The following is a 13,654-nucleotide window of genomic DNA, read 5'->3' on the forward strand; positions in this document are numbered from 1 at the left end:
ACTCAATCCTTGAGGTTTTCGGGATTGAGCGGCGTCTTCAGCCAGGCTTTCGAGCTTTCGTCCAGCTTGCCGTCGGCCAGCATCTTGGCGACCGCATCGTTGACGGCCTTCTTCAGGCCGTCCTCGTTCTTGTTGAGGCCGATATGCGAAGGCGAGGTCAGAAGCTGGAACTTCTGCTCCGGCTTCAGCGCATCCTGCTTGGCCAGCACCTGCGCGCCGACATCGTTGCCGACGACCATCAGCTGCGTCTGGCCGGAGATGAAGGCCTGGATCACCGAATTGTAGTTGTCGAAGCGCTTGATGTCGGCCGACGCCGGTGCTGCCTCGGTGAGCGAGGTGTCTTCCAGCGTGCCACGATTGACGGCGATCGACTTGTCGGCGAGGTCTTCCTTGCCCTTGACCGTCAGTGCCGCCGGACCGATCACGGCGATGTAGTAGGGCGCGTAGGCGGCGGCGAAGTCGATGACCTGTTCGCGTTCCTTCGAGTAGCCGACGCTCATCAGGATGTCGACGCGCTTGTCGTTCAGATACGGGATGCGGTTCTGGCCGGTGACGGCGACGGGATTGAGCTTCACCTTGAGCGTGTCGGCAATGTATTGCGCGACGTCCATGTCATAGCCCTTGAGGCTCATATCGGCGCTGGCCGAGGAGAAGGGCGGAAAGTCGGCGAAGACGCCGACATTGATGGTGCCGGCCTTGGTGATGTCCGCCAGCGCATCGGCGCTTGCGGCTTGTGTGGCGAAGCCGAAACCGGCGGTGCCAAGCATCAGCACGGCGGTGATGGAGGCAAATGTCTTGCGGATTGTCATTGTTATTCCCCTGTCTGGACGCTTTGTTTGACACGACCGCCGGCTCCAGCGCGGCGGCCGCCTTTGCTTTTCTGAAAGTCAGGCGCCCTTGCCTGTGATCGCCGGACTGAACACCATCAGGCTCAGGATCTCGAACAGTACCTGTGCCGCGGCGTGCGCCGTGTTGGTGGTCGAGTCGTATTGCGGCGCCACCTCGACGACGTCGCCGCCGACGATGTTGAGACCCTTGAGGCCGCGCAGCAGTTCGAGCACCTCGCGTGTCGTCAGCCCGCCGACTTCCGGCGTGCCGGTGCCGGGCGCGAAGGCCGGATCGACGCTGTCGATGTCGAAGGAGACATAGGTCGGGCCGTCGCCGACTATTCTGCGCGCCTTCTCGATGATGGCCGGAATGCCGATACCGGTCACCTCCTCGGCATGCACCACGGTCATGCCGGACTCGTAGGTGAATTCCCACAGATATTCGGCCGAGCCGCGGATGCCGATCTGGATCGTGCGCGTCGGGTCGAGCACGCCGTCAAGCACCGCGTTGCGGAACGGGCCGCCATGGTGGAACTTGGTCATGTCGAACAGGCCACTGGTGTCGCAGTGGGCGTCGATATGGATCAACCCGACCGGAGCTTTCTTGCCGACGGCCTTTAGGATCGGGTGGCTGATCGAATGGTCGCCGCCGATCGAAAGCGGGATGACGCCGGCATCGACGATCTGGTTGGTGCGGCGCTCGATATCCTCATGACTGGTCTCAAGCCGGTAGCGGCTGCGAAACGGCGTGTCGCCGATGTCGGCGACCCGGAGCTCATGTGTGGGCGCGCATTCCAGCACGTGATTGTAGGGGCCGATGCGCTCGATGGCGCGCAGCGCTCGCGGCCCGAAGCGCGAGCCTGGCCGGTTGGTGACGCCGAGATCCATCGGCACTCCGATCATCGCTACCTGAAGGTCGCCGAAATCCGGATTGTCGGCCGATATTTCCCGGTAGGGCGCGGCGAGGAAGGTCGGGATGCCTGAATAGGGCGCCAGCCGCGTGCCGCTTTTGGAGAAGATCTTGTCGGCGACCTTGCGGAATTTCGGGTCGAACATCTCGCCGCCATGGCTTTCACCATATTTGCGACGCAACGCGTCGAGCTTGCCGCGATCGTATCCCATGTCCGCTCCTCCTGGGCTGATACAGTGCCGACGCGGGTGACGCCTGCGAACCGACCGTCATCCGGCCGGGCCGCTGTCCCGCTGGCTGCCTGCAGATTTCACGTCTTGATGCTGTTCCAGGCCAGTGTCTGGCAGCGGCATTGAAAAATCAATTGATATTGTTAGGGTGCTTTCTGTGAGAAAATCTCACAATAAAGTTGATACCCATGACCAAACGCCTGCCACCGCTTAATCCGCTGCGCGCCTTCGAGGCAACGGCCCGGCATGGCTCGCTGACCAAGGCGGCCAATGAGCTGAATGTCACGCATGGCGCCGTCAGCCACCAGATCAAGGCGCTTGAGCAGTCGCTCAGTGTCAAGCTGTTCGAGCGGGTCGGTCAGCGGGTCAAACTGACACCGCATGGCGCGGAGCTTCTGCCGGCAGTGTCGACCGCCTTCGACGGCATCGCGGCCGCCACCCAGCGCATGACAAGGCCGGCGAGCAGCGGCACACTTTCGGTCTCCTGCGTGCCGGCGCTTCTGTTGTTGTGGATGACACCGCGGCTCGGCAGTTTCATGGCGCAATATCCCGACATAAGGCTGACGCTTATTCCTTCCAACGATCCCAAGGATTTGCGGGCGCCCACCATCGATGTCTGCGTGCATTATGGCGACGGCAGCTGGGCCGATTGCTGGATGCGCAAATGGTCGGGCCTCGAACTGTTTCCCGTGGTCAGCCCGACACTGATCAACAACCGGCCGATCCGCAGCGTCAGGGATCTCGCTGACCATGTCTTCCTGCATGGCGATGACGGCCGCGAATGGCACACCTGGCTGGCGGCGGCCGATGCGCTGGACCTAGAGCGGGGTCGCCGCCATCACCTCGGCGATGCGCGCATGGCGACCGAGGCGGCGGTGCACGGCCATGGCGTGGCGCTGGGCGACTCGGTGACGGCAAGCGCGCTGCTGGCCAGGGGCATGCTGGTCGCGCCGTTCAGCCTGTCGGTGCCGGCGGTCGACGATTTCTATGTCGTCTGCCGCAACGAGATGCGGACGACGCCGATCGTGCAGGTGTTCATCGACTGGCTGTTCGCCGAGAAGGCCGGGGATGACGGGCGCGCCGACGCCCCTGTGGCCGGCCGCATCGTCAGCCGCCGCAAGCGTCCGGCGCTCAGGGTGATGGGCGCCAAATCCGCAGGCTGATGCCAGGCTGCGCGCCGCCGCATGCAGGCAGCTCTTTTTGTCGGGCCAGCCTGAAAGCGGGCAGCGTTCCGGCCGATTCGATGCTATGAGGCCTGTCGCGATTGTGGATGGCAGGCAGCGAAGGCGGTGTTGAAACATGGCTAAGACCGATATTGCGCGGCGCGTCTACAATCACACCTGGAAGCTCGATCCTATCGTGCGCAGCCTGCTCGACACGGATTTCTACAAGCTTTTGATGCTGCAGATGATCTGGGGCATGTATCCCAAGGTCGACACCACCTTCTCGCTGATCAACCGCACGACTTCGGTGCGCCTTGCCGACGAGATCGACGAGAGCGAACTGCGCGAACAGCTCGACCATGCCCGCACGCTGCGCTTCTCCAAGAAGGAGATGATCTGGCTCGGCGGTAACAATTTCTACGGCCGCAAGCAGATCTTCGAGCCGGAATTCCTCGCTTGGCTGGAAGGCTTCCGGCTGCCCGAGTACGAGCTGTCGAAGCGCGACGGGCAGTATGAGCTGACCTTCAGCGGGCCGTGGATGTACACCACGCTGTGGGAGATCCCGGCTCTCGCCATCATCAACGAACTCCGATCCCGCGCGGCCATGCGGGCGTTCGGGCCCTTCGCGCTCGACGTGCTCTATGCCCGCGCCAAATCCAAGATGTGGGCCAAGACCGAGCGGCTGAAGGCGCTGCCCGGCATCCGCATCTCGGACTTCGGTACGCGCCGGCGCCATTCCTTCCTGTGGCAGCGCTGGTGCGTCGAAGCGCTCAAGGAAGGCATCGGCGAGGCGTTCACCGGCACCTCCAACGTACTTCTGGCCATGGACAACGACCTTGAAGCGCTCGGCACCAACGCGCATGAATTGCCGATGGTGTTCGCCGCGCTGGCCAATTCGGAAAAGGAACTGAAACAATCACCCTACAAGGTGCTGCAGGACTGGCAGCGCTACTATGGCGGCAATCTGCTGATCGTGCTGCCCGACGCTTTCGGCACCGCGTCGTTCCTGCGCGACGCGCCGGACTGGGTGGCCGACTGGACGGGCTTTCGCCCCGACAGCGCGCCACCGATCGAAGGCGGCGAAAAAATCCTGTCCTGGTGGCGCGACAAGGGCAAGGATCCCCGCCAGAAACTGCTGATCTTCTCCGACGGGCTCGAGGTCGAAACCATCGAGGAGACCTACCGCCATTTCAAGGGCAAGGTGCGCATGTCCTTCGGCTGGGGCACCAATCTGACCAATGATTTCGAAGGCTGCGCGCCAACGGAAACCAACAGGCTGGACGCGATATCGTTGGTCTGCAAGGTCAAAGAGGCCAATGGCAAGCCGGCGGTCAAGCTTTCCGACAATCCGGCCAAGGCGACGGGTGATGTGAAAGAGATCGAGCGGTATCTCAGGATCTTTGGCGAGAAGGACCGCGTGGAGCAACTGGTCAAGGTGTGAGCGGTGATGGACGACCTTGCATCGCCGGCAAAGATGGAATCTCGGATAGCTTGAGTTCCCGCCCACCCCCCTCTGTCCTGCCGGACATCTCCCCCGCAAGGGGGGAGATTGGCCGCTTCGACCAGTCCGCCTTTTTCTCCGAAGTTGAAGATTGGCGAAAGCCTGGGCGACATCCGATCTCCCCCCTTGCGGGGGAGATGGCCGGTAGGCCAGAGGGGGGTGTGAAGGATCGCGGCGGCGAAGGTTATCGCCTCTTGATCACAAGCTTCATCTGCTTATTCGTATCCCTCCCCACCCCGGCCTTCGCGCACGCCTCCGATCGCGGCCATGTCCTGCTCCTGCCGACCGGCTACTATCTGGTCGGCGGCGCCTTCGCCGTGGCCGTTAGCTTCCTCGTCCTGGCGCTGCTGCCTGCGGATTTGCTCGACCGTTTCTGGCGCCGGCGCCTGCCTTTGTTTGCCCTCAGAGACGCCACCCGCGCCGCCATCAGCCTGCTATCCTTCGCCGGCTTTGCAATTCTCATCGCCGCCGGCCTTTTCGGCAGCCGCGACCCGCTTTCCAACCCTCTGCCTTTGGTGATCTGGACGCTGCTATGGGCCGGCGTCACGTTGCTGCAAGGTGTCTTCGGCGATCTCTGGTCATGGCTGAACCCCTGGTATGGGCCGTGGCGCCTTACCTCGCGCCTGTCGGGCGGAAACAATGAAGGGAGATGGCGTCTCCCGCGATGGATTGGCTGCTGGCCGGCTGTAGTACTGTTCTTCGCCTTTGCCTGGTTGCAACTTGTCGATCCGGCTCCGGATGATCCGGCGCGACTGGCCTTGGCCGCCGGCCTCTACTGGCTGTTCTCTTTCCTTGCCATGCTGGCGTTCGGCTATCGCGGCTGGAGCCGCAGCGGTGAATTCCTGACGGTTTTCTTCTCGATAGTGGCGCGCTTCGCCGTGGTCGAACGCAACCAAGACGGCCGGCTTGCACTTTGCCGGCCCGGCGCCAAGCTGCTGGCCGCGGAGCCCTTGCCGGCCAGCGGCATAGCTTTCCTGCTACTAGCCCTGTCGTCGGTATCCTTCGACGGCCTGTCGAAGACCTTCTTCTGGCTCGGCCTGTTCGGTATCAACCCACTCGAATTTCCCGGCCGCACCGCGCTGATCGGCAGCGGCACTTTCGGGCTGATCCTGACATTCGCGCTGCTGGCCGCGGTGTTCCTGCTTGCCGTCCGGCTCGGCCAGCGTCTTGCCGGCAGCGATCACACTCTCGGCCAGGCCGCAGGCCTGCTGGTGTGGTCGATCGTGCCGATCGCGCTCGCCTATCACGTTGCGCATTATCTGACGGCGCTGCTCGTCGACGGCCAATATGCGCTCGCGGCACTTTCCGATCCGTTCGCGATGGGCTGGAACCTGTTCGACACCGCCGACATGCAGATCGAGACCGGCATCGTTGCGGGGGCGGACTCTGCGTGGTGGCTGTGGAATATCCAGGCCGGCGCCATCATCCTGGGCCATGTGCTCGCCGTCCTCGTCGCTCACGGCTTCGCCTGGCGCCTGCACCCACAGCCCTCCCGCGCGGCACTCAGCCAGCTCCCGCTCACCTTGCTGATGATCGCCTACACCGTCTTCGGCCTCTGGTTGCTTGCCACGCCGACCGCAGGGTGAGAAAAGGCGACCAACATATCTTCGGGGAAAGCCCGCTTGCCACGTCGGGGCTTTGGTGATTTAGTTTGTATACATGCGATTTTTTGCCTCGTTACAGCCAGTCAAAACTCAAGAACAGGGGAACTGCCGTGACTGACAAGAATGGGTTTTTCGATCTCTCCAGATCCACGCTCACCCGCCGCACGGCGCTGAAGGGTCTGGCCGCGGGCGCCGGCCTCGGCCTGGCCCCCGGCTTCGTCCGCTATTCCCAGGCGCAGAGCTCGGCGCCGATCAAGATCGGCTTCCAGTCGCACCGCACCGGCATCGGCGCTGCCTACGGCCGCTGGTACGAGAAGACCACGGCTGCCGCGGTCAAGGCGATCAATGCCGCTGGCGGCATCAACGGCCGCCAGGTCGAGGTGATCATCGAGGACGACGGCACCGATCCCGGCCGTGGCGCCGAGGTGGTCGGCAAGTTCGCCACCCAGCACAAGACCGACATCGTCTTCGGCACGCTGTTCTCGCATGTCGTCATCGGCTCGGCGCCCGCCGCCGGCGAAAACAAGATGCCCTATTTCGTCGTCAGCGAAGGCCATCACGTCGCCTCGACAAAGCTGAACCGCTATGTCTTCCAGCCCGGCATCACCGACGTGAAGAGCCAGATCCAGTCGATGGCGCCGTGGATCGCGGCCAATGCCGGCAAGAAGGTGACGCAGATCTTCCCCGATTTCGCTTTCGGCTACGACCATCGCGACTACCTGCCGCCGGCACTGAAGGCGCAAGGCGCCGAGGTCATCGCGCAGATCGCCATTCCGCCGACGGAATCGTCCTTCACCAAATACTTCCCGCAGATCCCGGCCGAGACCGAGGTGATCTACCACGTCATGGTTGGCCCGGCCGTGCTCACCTTCGTCAAGGAGCTCGGCGAGTTCTACGGCTCCAACCGGCCGCAACTGTTCGGCTTCATCGATTCGCTCGAGGCCACCGACATCAACAGCCCCGGCCTCGAATTCCTCGACGGCAGCCATTTCTGGGAAGGCTCGCCGCGCTATGCGCAGGCCGATGATTCCGAAGCGCAGAAGGCCTACCGCACCGCTGTCGGCATCGACGACAATGGCGCTGCCGTCGGCGATCCCAAGGACGTCTCCACTGCCGCGCACATGTTCGGCTGCTGGGAGACGCTCTACGTCGTCAAGAAAGCGATGGAAGATGCCGGCTACAAGGGCCCGGAAGACCGCGCCAAGCTGGTCGAGGCGACCGAAGCACTGACCGAATTCGCCGAAGGTCCGGAGCATCCGCAGGGGCCGAAAATCTTCAACGGCATGATCCACCAGTGCTTTGGCATCCAGAACATCTCCAAGGTCGAAGGCGGCAAGCTCAAGGTCGTGCACAAGACCAAGATCGAGGACGGGCTTTACGAGGCCGAGGGGGATTATACGACGCAGGCGCTGTGAGGTTAGCTTCAGCAGCGTGAGCGCCAAGGCACCCCCCTCTGTCCTGCCGGACATCTCCCCCGCATGGGGGGAGATCGGCAGTTCGTGCGGCGGCGCCCATCTGCGAGCGTTGATGGTTGGCGAAACCAGTGAGGACATCCAATCTCCCCCCTTGCGGGGGAGATGTCCGGCAGGACAGAGGGGGGTGCCTCGCGCATCCGCCGGTGCGTAGCCGATGCACTTCGGTCCCCACCTTCTCCTCGCCGCCCTCGAAGGCCTCGTCACATCCGCGGTGCTGGCGCTGACCGCGCTCGGGCTGTCCCTGGTGTTCGGCGTCATGCGGGTGGTCAATGTCGCGCATGGCGAGTTCTTCATGCTGGGCGCGGTGCTCGCCTGGGGGATCACCACGGCCATCGGCGGTCACCCTGCGCTCGGCTTCCTGGCGGCGCTGGTCATTGCGCCGCTGATCGTCGGCGCCATTGCGTTGGTCGCCGAACGGCTGGTGCTGCGCCGGCTCAATTACAATCCGGAAGCCACCATCGTCGCCACCATCGGCATGCTCTACATCATCCAGCAATTGGCGCTGACTTTTTACGGCCCGGAGGCGCGGCCGGTGGAGCCGCCGTTCAGCTATCGCATCCTTTTGCCTTGGTTCGGTTACTCCGGCTACAAACTGTCTGTTATCGCCGCTTCCGCGCTGCTGCTCACCGCGACATGGCTGGTGCTGACCCGCACCAGGATCGGCCTCGTCATGCGGGCCACGCAGTATGACAGCGAAACGGCGCAAGCCTTCGGCATCCCTGTCGGCCGTGTCTATGGCGGCGTCTTCGCGCTTGGGGCCATGCTGGCGGCCATTGCCGCGGTGCTGATCGTGCCGATCAGCCAGGCGCATTATCTGATGGGACAGGATCCGCTGCTGCTCTCCTTCATCGTCGTCATCATCGGCAGTCTCGGCTCGCTGCGCGGCACGGTCGTCGCCGCCGTGCTGATCGGCCTCTCCGACGGCATCATCTCGATGTTCTTCTCGCCGACGCTGGCGAAGATCATCGCAACGCTGCTGGTCGCGATGGTGCTGGTGTTCCGCCCGCAAGGCCTGTTCGGGACGGCATCGCGATGAGCGAAGCTTCGCCGGCAAAAGCCTATGCCCTGCATCTCGGCGTCATCGCGCTGCTCTTCGTGCTGAGCTTCGTGCTGCCGGAGTACTATCACGGCCTGCTTGCCCGCATCATGGTGCTGGCGGTCTTTGCCATGGGTTACAACATGCTGTTCGGCTATGTCGGCCTGCTTAGCCTCGGCCACGCCATGTTCTTTGCCGCCGGGCTCTATGGCGCCGGCCTCGCCGTCATCCAGCTTGGCTGGGGCGTACCAGCGGCCTTCCTCTGCGGAATTGCCTGCGGCGCTGTGCTGGCGCTGGTGATCGGCCTGCTGGCGCTACGCACCTCGGGCGTCGCCTTCATGATCGTCACCATGATGTTCGCCCAGGTTTTTTATCTCCTCATTCTTTATTTCGCGACGTGGACTGGCGGCGACCAGGGCATGGTCGTCCCGCAGCCGGCGCGGGTGCTTAGCTTCGGCACGACATCGCTCGAGCTCACCAATCCAACGGTGCGCTACTTGACAGCGCTCGGGCTGTTTTCGACCGTGCTTCTCGTCAAGTTGGCCATGGTCCGCTCCCGCTATGGCCGCGTGCTGGTCGCCATCCGCGAGAACGAGGAGCGGACGAAGATGCTGGGATACGACACTTTCTCCAACAAGCTCGCCGCCGTCGTCATCTCCGGCATCATCTGCGCGGCCTCGGGTGCCGCCTATGCACTGCTGTTCGGCTATGTCGGATCGAGCTTCGCTTCGGTGCAGTATTCGATCCTGCCGCTGCTCTGGGTGCTGCTCGGGGGTGCTGCCACTACACTTGGGCCGCTGATCGGCACGCTGTTCATGTACTATGTCATCGACATCACCAGCGGCTACACCTCCGCCTATCTGCTGATCGTCGGCATCGCGCTCATCCTTTTGGTGCTGTTTTTCCCCAAAGGCATTCTGGGCAGCATCCGCCAGCGCTGGCTTGGGTGGCTGCCATGATGCCGCTTTTGACCACCAAGGGCCTGTCGCGCAACTTTGGCGGCTTGCGCGCCGTCGACAATGTCGATTTCGCGCTGATGCCGGGCGAGATCCGCGCCGTCATCGGCCCCAACGGGGCGGGGAAAACCACCTTCGTCAGCCTTGTCAGCGGCCGCATCCAGCCGTCTGCCGGCATGATCGTCTTCGACGGCGCCGACATCACCAATCTGCCAGCCTATGTCAGGGTGCGCAGGGGCATCGCCTACACCTTCCAGCTCACCAGCGTCTATGCCAACCTGTCCGTTTACGCCAACGTCGCGCTGCCCGCGCAACTGACGCTGCGGCATGGCAGCCATTCCAAGAGCGCGATACAGGCCGCTGTCATGTCAGCACTCGAACGCACCGGCCTAGCCGATCGTGCCCACATGCCGGCCGGCCAATTGTCCTACGGCCATCAGCGCCTGCTGGAAGTGGCGATGGGCCTGGCGCTGAAGCCGCGCCTGCTGATCCTCGACGAACCGACGCAAGGCCTGGCCGACTCTGAGATCGACAATTTCATCACGTTGGCGCGCGAGATCGCCAAAAACGCCACCGTGCTTCTGATCGAGCACAACATGCCCGTGGTCATGCAACTGGCCGACCGCATCACCGTCTTCAACGCCGGCAAGATCCTCGCCGAAGGCACGCCCGAAGCAATCCGCGGGAACGTGGCGGTGCAGGAAGCCTATCTGGGGACCGCCCCATGACCGAGACAAACAAGGCCGAGGCGACGTCTCAAGCACTCACCATCTCGGGGCTCGACTGCTTCTATGGCGAGGTCCAGGTGCTCTATGGCCTCGACCTGGTGCTGAACAAGGGCGAGGTGCTGTGCCTGTTCGGCCGCAACGGCGCCGGCAAGACGACGACGCTCAAAGCCATCATGGGGCTGGTTCCCTCGAGCGCCGGCTCGATCAAACTGGCTGGCCAAGAGTTGACCGGGCTGCCGGCGCATGAGGTGCCCAAGGCCGGCGTCGCCTATGTGCCCCAAGGCAGGCGGCTGTTCGCCGAGATGACGGTGGCGGAGAACATCGAGATCGGGCTGATGGCGCGCGGCAAGGGCAAGGCGGCGCGTGAAAACGTGCTCGACCTCTTTCCGTTGCTGCGCCAGCGGCTGCGGCAACGTTCAGGCACACTGTCCGGCGGCGAGCAGCAGATGCTGGCGATGGCGCGCGCGCTCTGCCTCGAGCCGCAGGTGCTGCTGCTCGACGAGCCGACCGAAGGGCTGATGCCGTCGATGATCGCCAAGATCCGCGAGACGGTGTCGAAGCTGCGCGACATGGGCGTTTCGACCATCCTAGTCGAACAGCGTGTCGATGCGGTGCTTTCTGTCGCCGACCATGTTGCCTTCATCGAAAACGGCCGCAACCGCGAGACGGTCGATGTCGAGGAATTGCGTGCCGACCCGTCGGCGGTGCGCCGTTATGTCGGCGTGGGCTGATCAGCCGAAGAACAGAAAACCCGCACCCAAAAATGTCGGGATCAGTACCAGGCCCGACCATGCCATATAGCCGAAAAAGCCCGGCATCTTGACGCCGCGATGCCTGGCGATGGCGTAGACCATGAAGTTCGGCGCATTGCCGATATAGGTGTTGGCGCCCATGAACACCGCACCGGCCGAGATCGCAGCCAAAGTCGAGGCGAATTCCGTCATCAGGTGCCGGGAGTCGCCGCCGGCAAGCTCGAAGAACACCAGATAGGTCGGCGCATTGTCGAGGAAGGATGACAGCGCCCCAGTCAGCCAGAAATAGGCGAGGTCATTGGGCCCGCCCGAAGGCGAAGTGACGAGGGCGACCAGCGGCGCCAGCGCGCCCTCATGGCCGGCCCTCAGGATAGCGACGACCGGCACGATGCAGATGAAGATGCCGGCAAACAATTTCGCCACCTCCGATATCGGACCCCAGTTGAAGCCGTTGGCTTCGCGGTATTCCTTGCGCGAAATGGCAAGTGAAAAGAGGGCAAGCGCCAGGATGAGAGCGTCGCGCACCAGGTTCTGCAGTTCCAGGCTGACCCCGCACACGGAGAAGCTGACGCCCGGCTTCCAGGTTGCCGACAGCAGGATGGCGCCGATCACGCCCGCCAGCAGCGGAAGGTTGGCCAGGCCGCGCAGACGCACCTTGGTATCCGGTGTCGGATCCTTGATCTTCGGCGCGCCAGCCTCGCGCCGGTGCAGGATGATGTCGATGCCCAGGAAGACGGTCAGCACGGCACCGCCGACGAACAGCGTCTCGCGCCAGAGGTTGGCGGTCGTCCAGAAGAAATCGACGCCTCTGAGGAAGCCGACGAACAGCGGTGGATCGCCCAAGGGCGTCAGCGAGCCACCGATGTTGGAAACGAGGAAGATGAAGAAGATCACGACATGGGCGTTGAACGGACGGTTGTCGTTGGCGCGGATGATCGGCCGGATCAGGATCATCGAGGCACCGGTCGTGCCGATCACCGATGCCAGCAGCGCGCCGACCAGCAGCAGGCCTGCATTCACCAGCGGCGTGCCGTGAATGTTGCCGGCAATGAGAATGCCGCCCGAAATGGTGAACAGCGCAAACAGCAGGATGATGAACGACATGTATTCGGTGAGCAACGCATGCAGCACCGCTTCGGTCGCTGTGGGGACACCGAAGGCAACCGCCAGCGGCAGGACCACCAGAGCGCCCCAAAGGGCCGCGATCTTGCCGTAGTGATGCTCCCAGGCATGAGGAAACAGCAGCGGACCGGTGGCGATCGACAACAACAGCCCGGCAAAGGGCAGCGCCCACCACAGCGACATCGAAGCGCCGGGCAGGCCGTGTTCCTCCGCCGCGAAAGCTTGTGCCGGAAACAGCGTAGCGGCAATTATCGCAGCGCATGCAGCCAACAGGGGAATCGGATATGAAAAAGGCCCCCTCATCCGGCCGCTACGCGGCCACCTGCTCCCCGTTGGGGAGAAGAGACGAGCTTCGGCGCCGGCAGCCTCCTCTCCCCTAGGGGAGAGGTCGGATCGCCCCGAATTGCCCTTCGCAATTCGGCTGGCAATCCGGGTGAGGGGGACCTTCACCGAAGGCGACAATCCTGCCTTTAAACATCGGATCTCTACCTGTTGCCCCACGATCCGTTCAATCCGACAAAGGGTCTTCGAGCGTCACGCCGGCGTCGCGCATGCGCTGCAGCATGGCATGGAGCGAGCCGTTGAGATCGATGCCGCGGCAGGCATCGAGCCGCACTATGGTTTTAAAGCCCTGGCTAACGGCGTCCAGCGCCGAGAAGGCAACGCAGAAATCGGTCGCCAGCCCGACCAGGGTCAGCGTGTCGATGCCGCGCTCCCGGAGGTAGCCGGCAAGGCCGGTCTGTGTCGTGCGATCGTTTTCGAAGAAGGCCGAGTAGCTGTCGATATCAGGCCGGAATCCCTTGCGGATGACGAGTTCGGCCTTGGTCCAGGCGAGGCCGGAATGGAAATCGGAGCCCAGGCTGCCCTGAATGCAATGATCCGGCCACAGCGTCTGCTGGCCGTATGGCATCTCGATCATGGTGAAGGGCTGCGCGCCCGGATGGCTGGAAGCGAAGCTGGAGTGACCGGCGGGATGCCAGTCCTGCGTCAGCACGACATGGTCGGTTCGCCGGATCAGGTCGTTGACCAGCGGCACGATCTCGTCGCCGCCGGCAACCGCCAGCGCGCCGCCGGGACAAAAGTCGTTCTGCAGGTCAATGACGACAAGCGCTTCGTCGGCCATGGGCTTTCCTCTTCCGTATGCAGGCTCCAGTGGAGAATGCCGCTGACGCGACCGGACGCAGAAACTTGACCAGATGGCCGGCGGCGTCAACCTCTCGGGACATAACAAATGCGTGCCGCCGAAGCCGCCGCAAACTCCGGCTTTGACAAATCCTGCGGGCTTGATATCATTTGCATACGAATGAATTTCTCGGCTTGAACGCCGGAAATACCGGATTCGGAAAGTTC

General features: G+C 63.3%; 12 protein-coding genes. 8 read left to right on the forward strand and 4 right to left on the reverse strand.

Annotated features, from left to right (window positions below; all coding sequences use genetic code 11):
- Positions 1-2: 2 nt before the first annotated feature.
- Together NKH95_RS08765 and speB are read right to left on the reverse strand one after the other, a co-directional pair.
- Positions 3-809, reverse strand: a complete 807-nt coding sequence (locus NKH95_RS08765; protein WP_352891348.1) for a transporter substrate-binding domain-containing protein — start codon at positions 807-809, stop codon at positions 3-5.
- Positions 810-887: 78 nt separating this feature from the next.
- Complete coding sequence (speB, locus tag NKH95_RS08770; RefSeq protein WP_352891349.1) at positions 888-1,949, reverse strand: agmatinase; 1,062 nt, start codon at positions 1,947-1,949, stop codon at positions 888-890.
- Between the two features lie 206 nt (positions 1,950-2,155).
- Here speB and gcvA point away from each other — a divergent pair, with 206 nt between their 5' ends.
- From gcvA to NKH95_RS08810, 8 genes are all read left to right on the forward strand, one after another.
- Positions 2,156-3,130 (forward strand): transcriptional regulator GcvA, encoded by a 975-nt coding sequence (gene gcvA, locus NKH95_RS08775; RefSeq protein WP_352891350.1) that lies wholly within the window; start codon positions 2,156-2,158, stop codon positions 3,128-3,130.
- 136 nt (positions 3,131-3,266) lie between these two features.
- The gene (pncB, locus tag NKH95_RS08780; RefSeq protein WP_352891351.1) at positions 3,267-4,571 is read left to right on the forward strand and encodes a nicotinate phosphoribosyltransferase; all 1,305 of its coding nucleotides are present in this window, start codon (positions 3,267-3,269) and stop codon (positions 4,569-4,571) included.
- A gap of 197 nt (positions 4,572-4,768) precedes the next feature.
- Positions 4,769-6,217 carry a hypothetical protein gene (locus tag NKH95_RS08785; RefSeq protein ID WP_352891353.1) on the forward strand — a complete coding sequence of 483 codons (1,449 nt, stop codon included), beginning with the start codon at positions 4,769-4,771 and terminating at the stop codon, positions 6,215-6,217.
- A gap of 128 nt (positions 6,218-6,345) precedes the next feature.
- Positions 6,346-7,650: an ABC transporter substrate-binding protein gene (locus NKH95_RS08790; RefSeq protein ID WP_352891354.1), complete on the forward strand. Its 1,305-nt coding sequence runs from the start codon at positions 6,346-6,348 to the stop codon at positions 7,648-7,650.
- Positions 7,651-7,864: 214 nt separating this feature from the next.
- Positions 7,865-8,746: a branched-chain amino acid ABC transporter permease gene (locus NKH95_RS08795; RefSeq protein WP_352891355.1), complete on the forward strand. Its 882-nt coding sequence runs from the start codon at positions 7,865-7,867 to the stop codon at positions 8,744-8,746.
- Entirely contained in the window at positions 8,743-9,705 is a 963-nt protein-coding gene (locus NKH95_RS08800; RefSeq protein ID WP_352891356.1) for a branched-chain amino acid ABC transporter permease, read from the forward strand. The genes NKH95_RS08795 and NKH95_RS08800 overlap by 4 nt, the downstream gene beginning before the upstream one ends.
- Positions 9,702-10,430, forward strand: coding sequence for an ABC transporter ATP-binding protein (locus NKH95_RS08805; protein WP_352440577.1), 729 nt, complete (start codon positions 9,702-9,704; stop codon positions 10,428-10,430). The genes NKH95_RS08800 and NKH95_RS08805 overlap by 4 nt, the downstream gene beginning before the upstream one ends.
- Complete coding sequence (locus NKH95_RS08810; protein ID WP_023810733.1) at positions 10,427-11,161, forward strand: ABC transporter ATP-binding protein; 735 nt, start codon at positions 10,427-10,429, stop codon at positions 11,159-11,161. The genes NKH95_RS08805 and NKH95_RS08810 overlap by 4 nt, the downstream gene beginning before the upstream one ends.
- On the opposite strand, the gene NKH95_RS08815 is transcribed toward NKH95_RS08810, so the two are convergent.
- Together NKH95_RS08815 and pncA are read right to left on the reverse strand one after the other, a co-directional pair.
- Complete coding sequence (locus NKH95_RS08815) at positions 11,162-12,607, reverse strand: sodium:proton antiporter (RefSeq protein WP_050592679.1); 1,446 nt, start codon at positions 12,605-12,607, stop codon at positions 11,162-11,164.
- Between the two features lie 205 nt (positions 12,608-12,812).
- Positions 12,813-13,427, reverse strand: a complete 615-nt coding sequence (gene pncA / locus NKH95_RS08820) for a bifunctional nicotinamidase/pyrazinamidase (RefSeq protein ID WP_352440580.1) — start codon at positions 13,425-13,427, stop codon at positions 12,813-12,815.
- Positions 13,428-13,654 lie beyond the last annotated feature (227 nt).

Source organism: Mesorhizobium sp. M0848 (genome assembly GCF_040319805.1).
Taxonomy (GTDB): Bacteria; Pseudomonadota; Alphaproteobacteria; order Rhizobiales; family Rhizobiaceae; genus Mesorhizobium.

Coding starts and splice junctions, on each gene's coding strand:
- NKH95_RS08765 (WP_352891348.1), bottom strand. CDS start 809: ATGACAATCCGCAAGACATTTGCCTCCATCACCGCCGTGCTGATGCTT.
- NKH95_RS08815 (WP_050592679.1), bottom strand. CDS start 12,607: ATGAGGGGGCCTTTTTCATATCCGATTCCCCTGTTGGCTGCATGCGCT.
- NKH95_RS08800 (WP_352891356.1), top strand. CDS start 8,743: ATGAGCGAAGCTTCGCCGGCAAAAGCCTATGCCCTGCATCTCGGCGTC.
- NKH95_RS08795 (WP_352891355.1), top strand. CDS start 7,865: ATGCACTTCGGTCCCCACCTTCTCCTCGCCGCCCTCGAAGGCCTCGTC.
- pncA (WP_352440580.1), bottom strand. CDS start 13,427: ATGGCCGACGAAGCGCTTGTCGTCATTGACCTGCAGAACGACTTTTGT.
- gcvA (WP_352891350.1), top strand. CDS start 2,156: ATGACCAAACGCCTGCCACCGCTTAATCCGCTGCGCGCCTTCGAGGCA.
- speB (WP_352891349.1), bottom strand. CDS start 1,949: ATGGGATACGATCGCGGCAAGCTCGACGCGTTGCGTCGCAAATATGGT.
- NKH95_RS08805 (WP_352440577.1), top strand. CDS start 9,702: ATGATGCCGCTTTTGACCACCAAGGGCCTGTCGCGCAACTTTGGCGGC.
- NKH95_RS08785 (WP_352891353.1), top strand. CDS start 4,769: ATGGCCGGTAGGCCAGAGGGGGGTGTGAAGGATCGCGGCGGCGAAGGT.
- pncB (WP_352891351.1), top strand. CDS start 3,267: ATGGCTAAGACCGATATTGCGCGGCGCGTCTACAATCACACCTGGAAG.
- NKH95_RS08810 (WP_023810733.1), top strand. CDS start 10,427: ATGACCGAGACAAACAAGGCCGAGGCGACGTCTCAAGCACTCACCATC.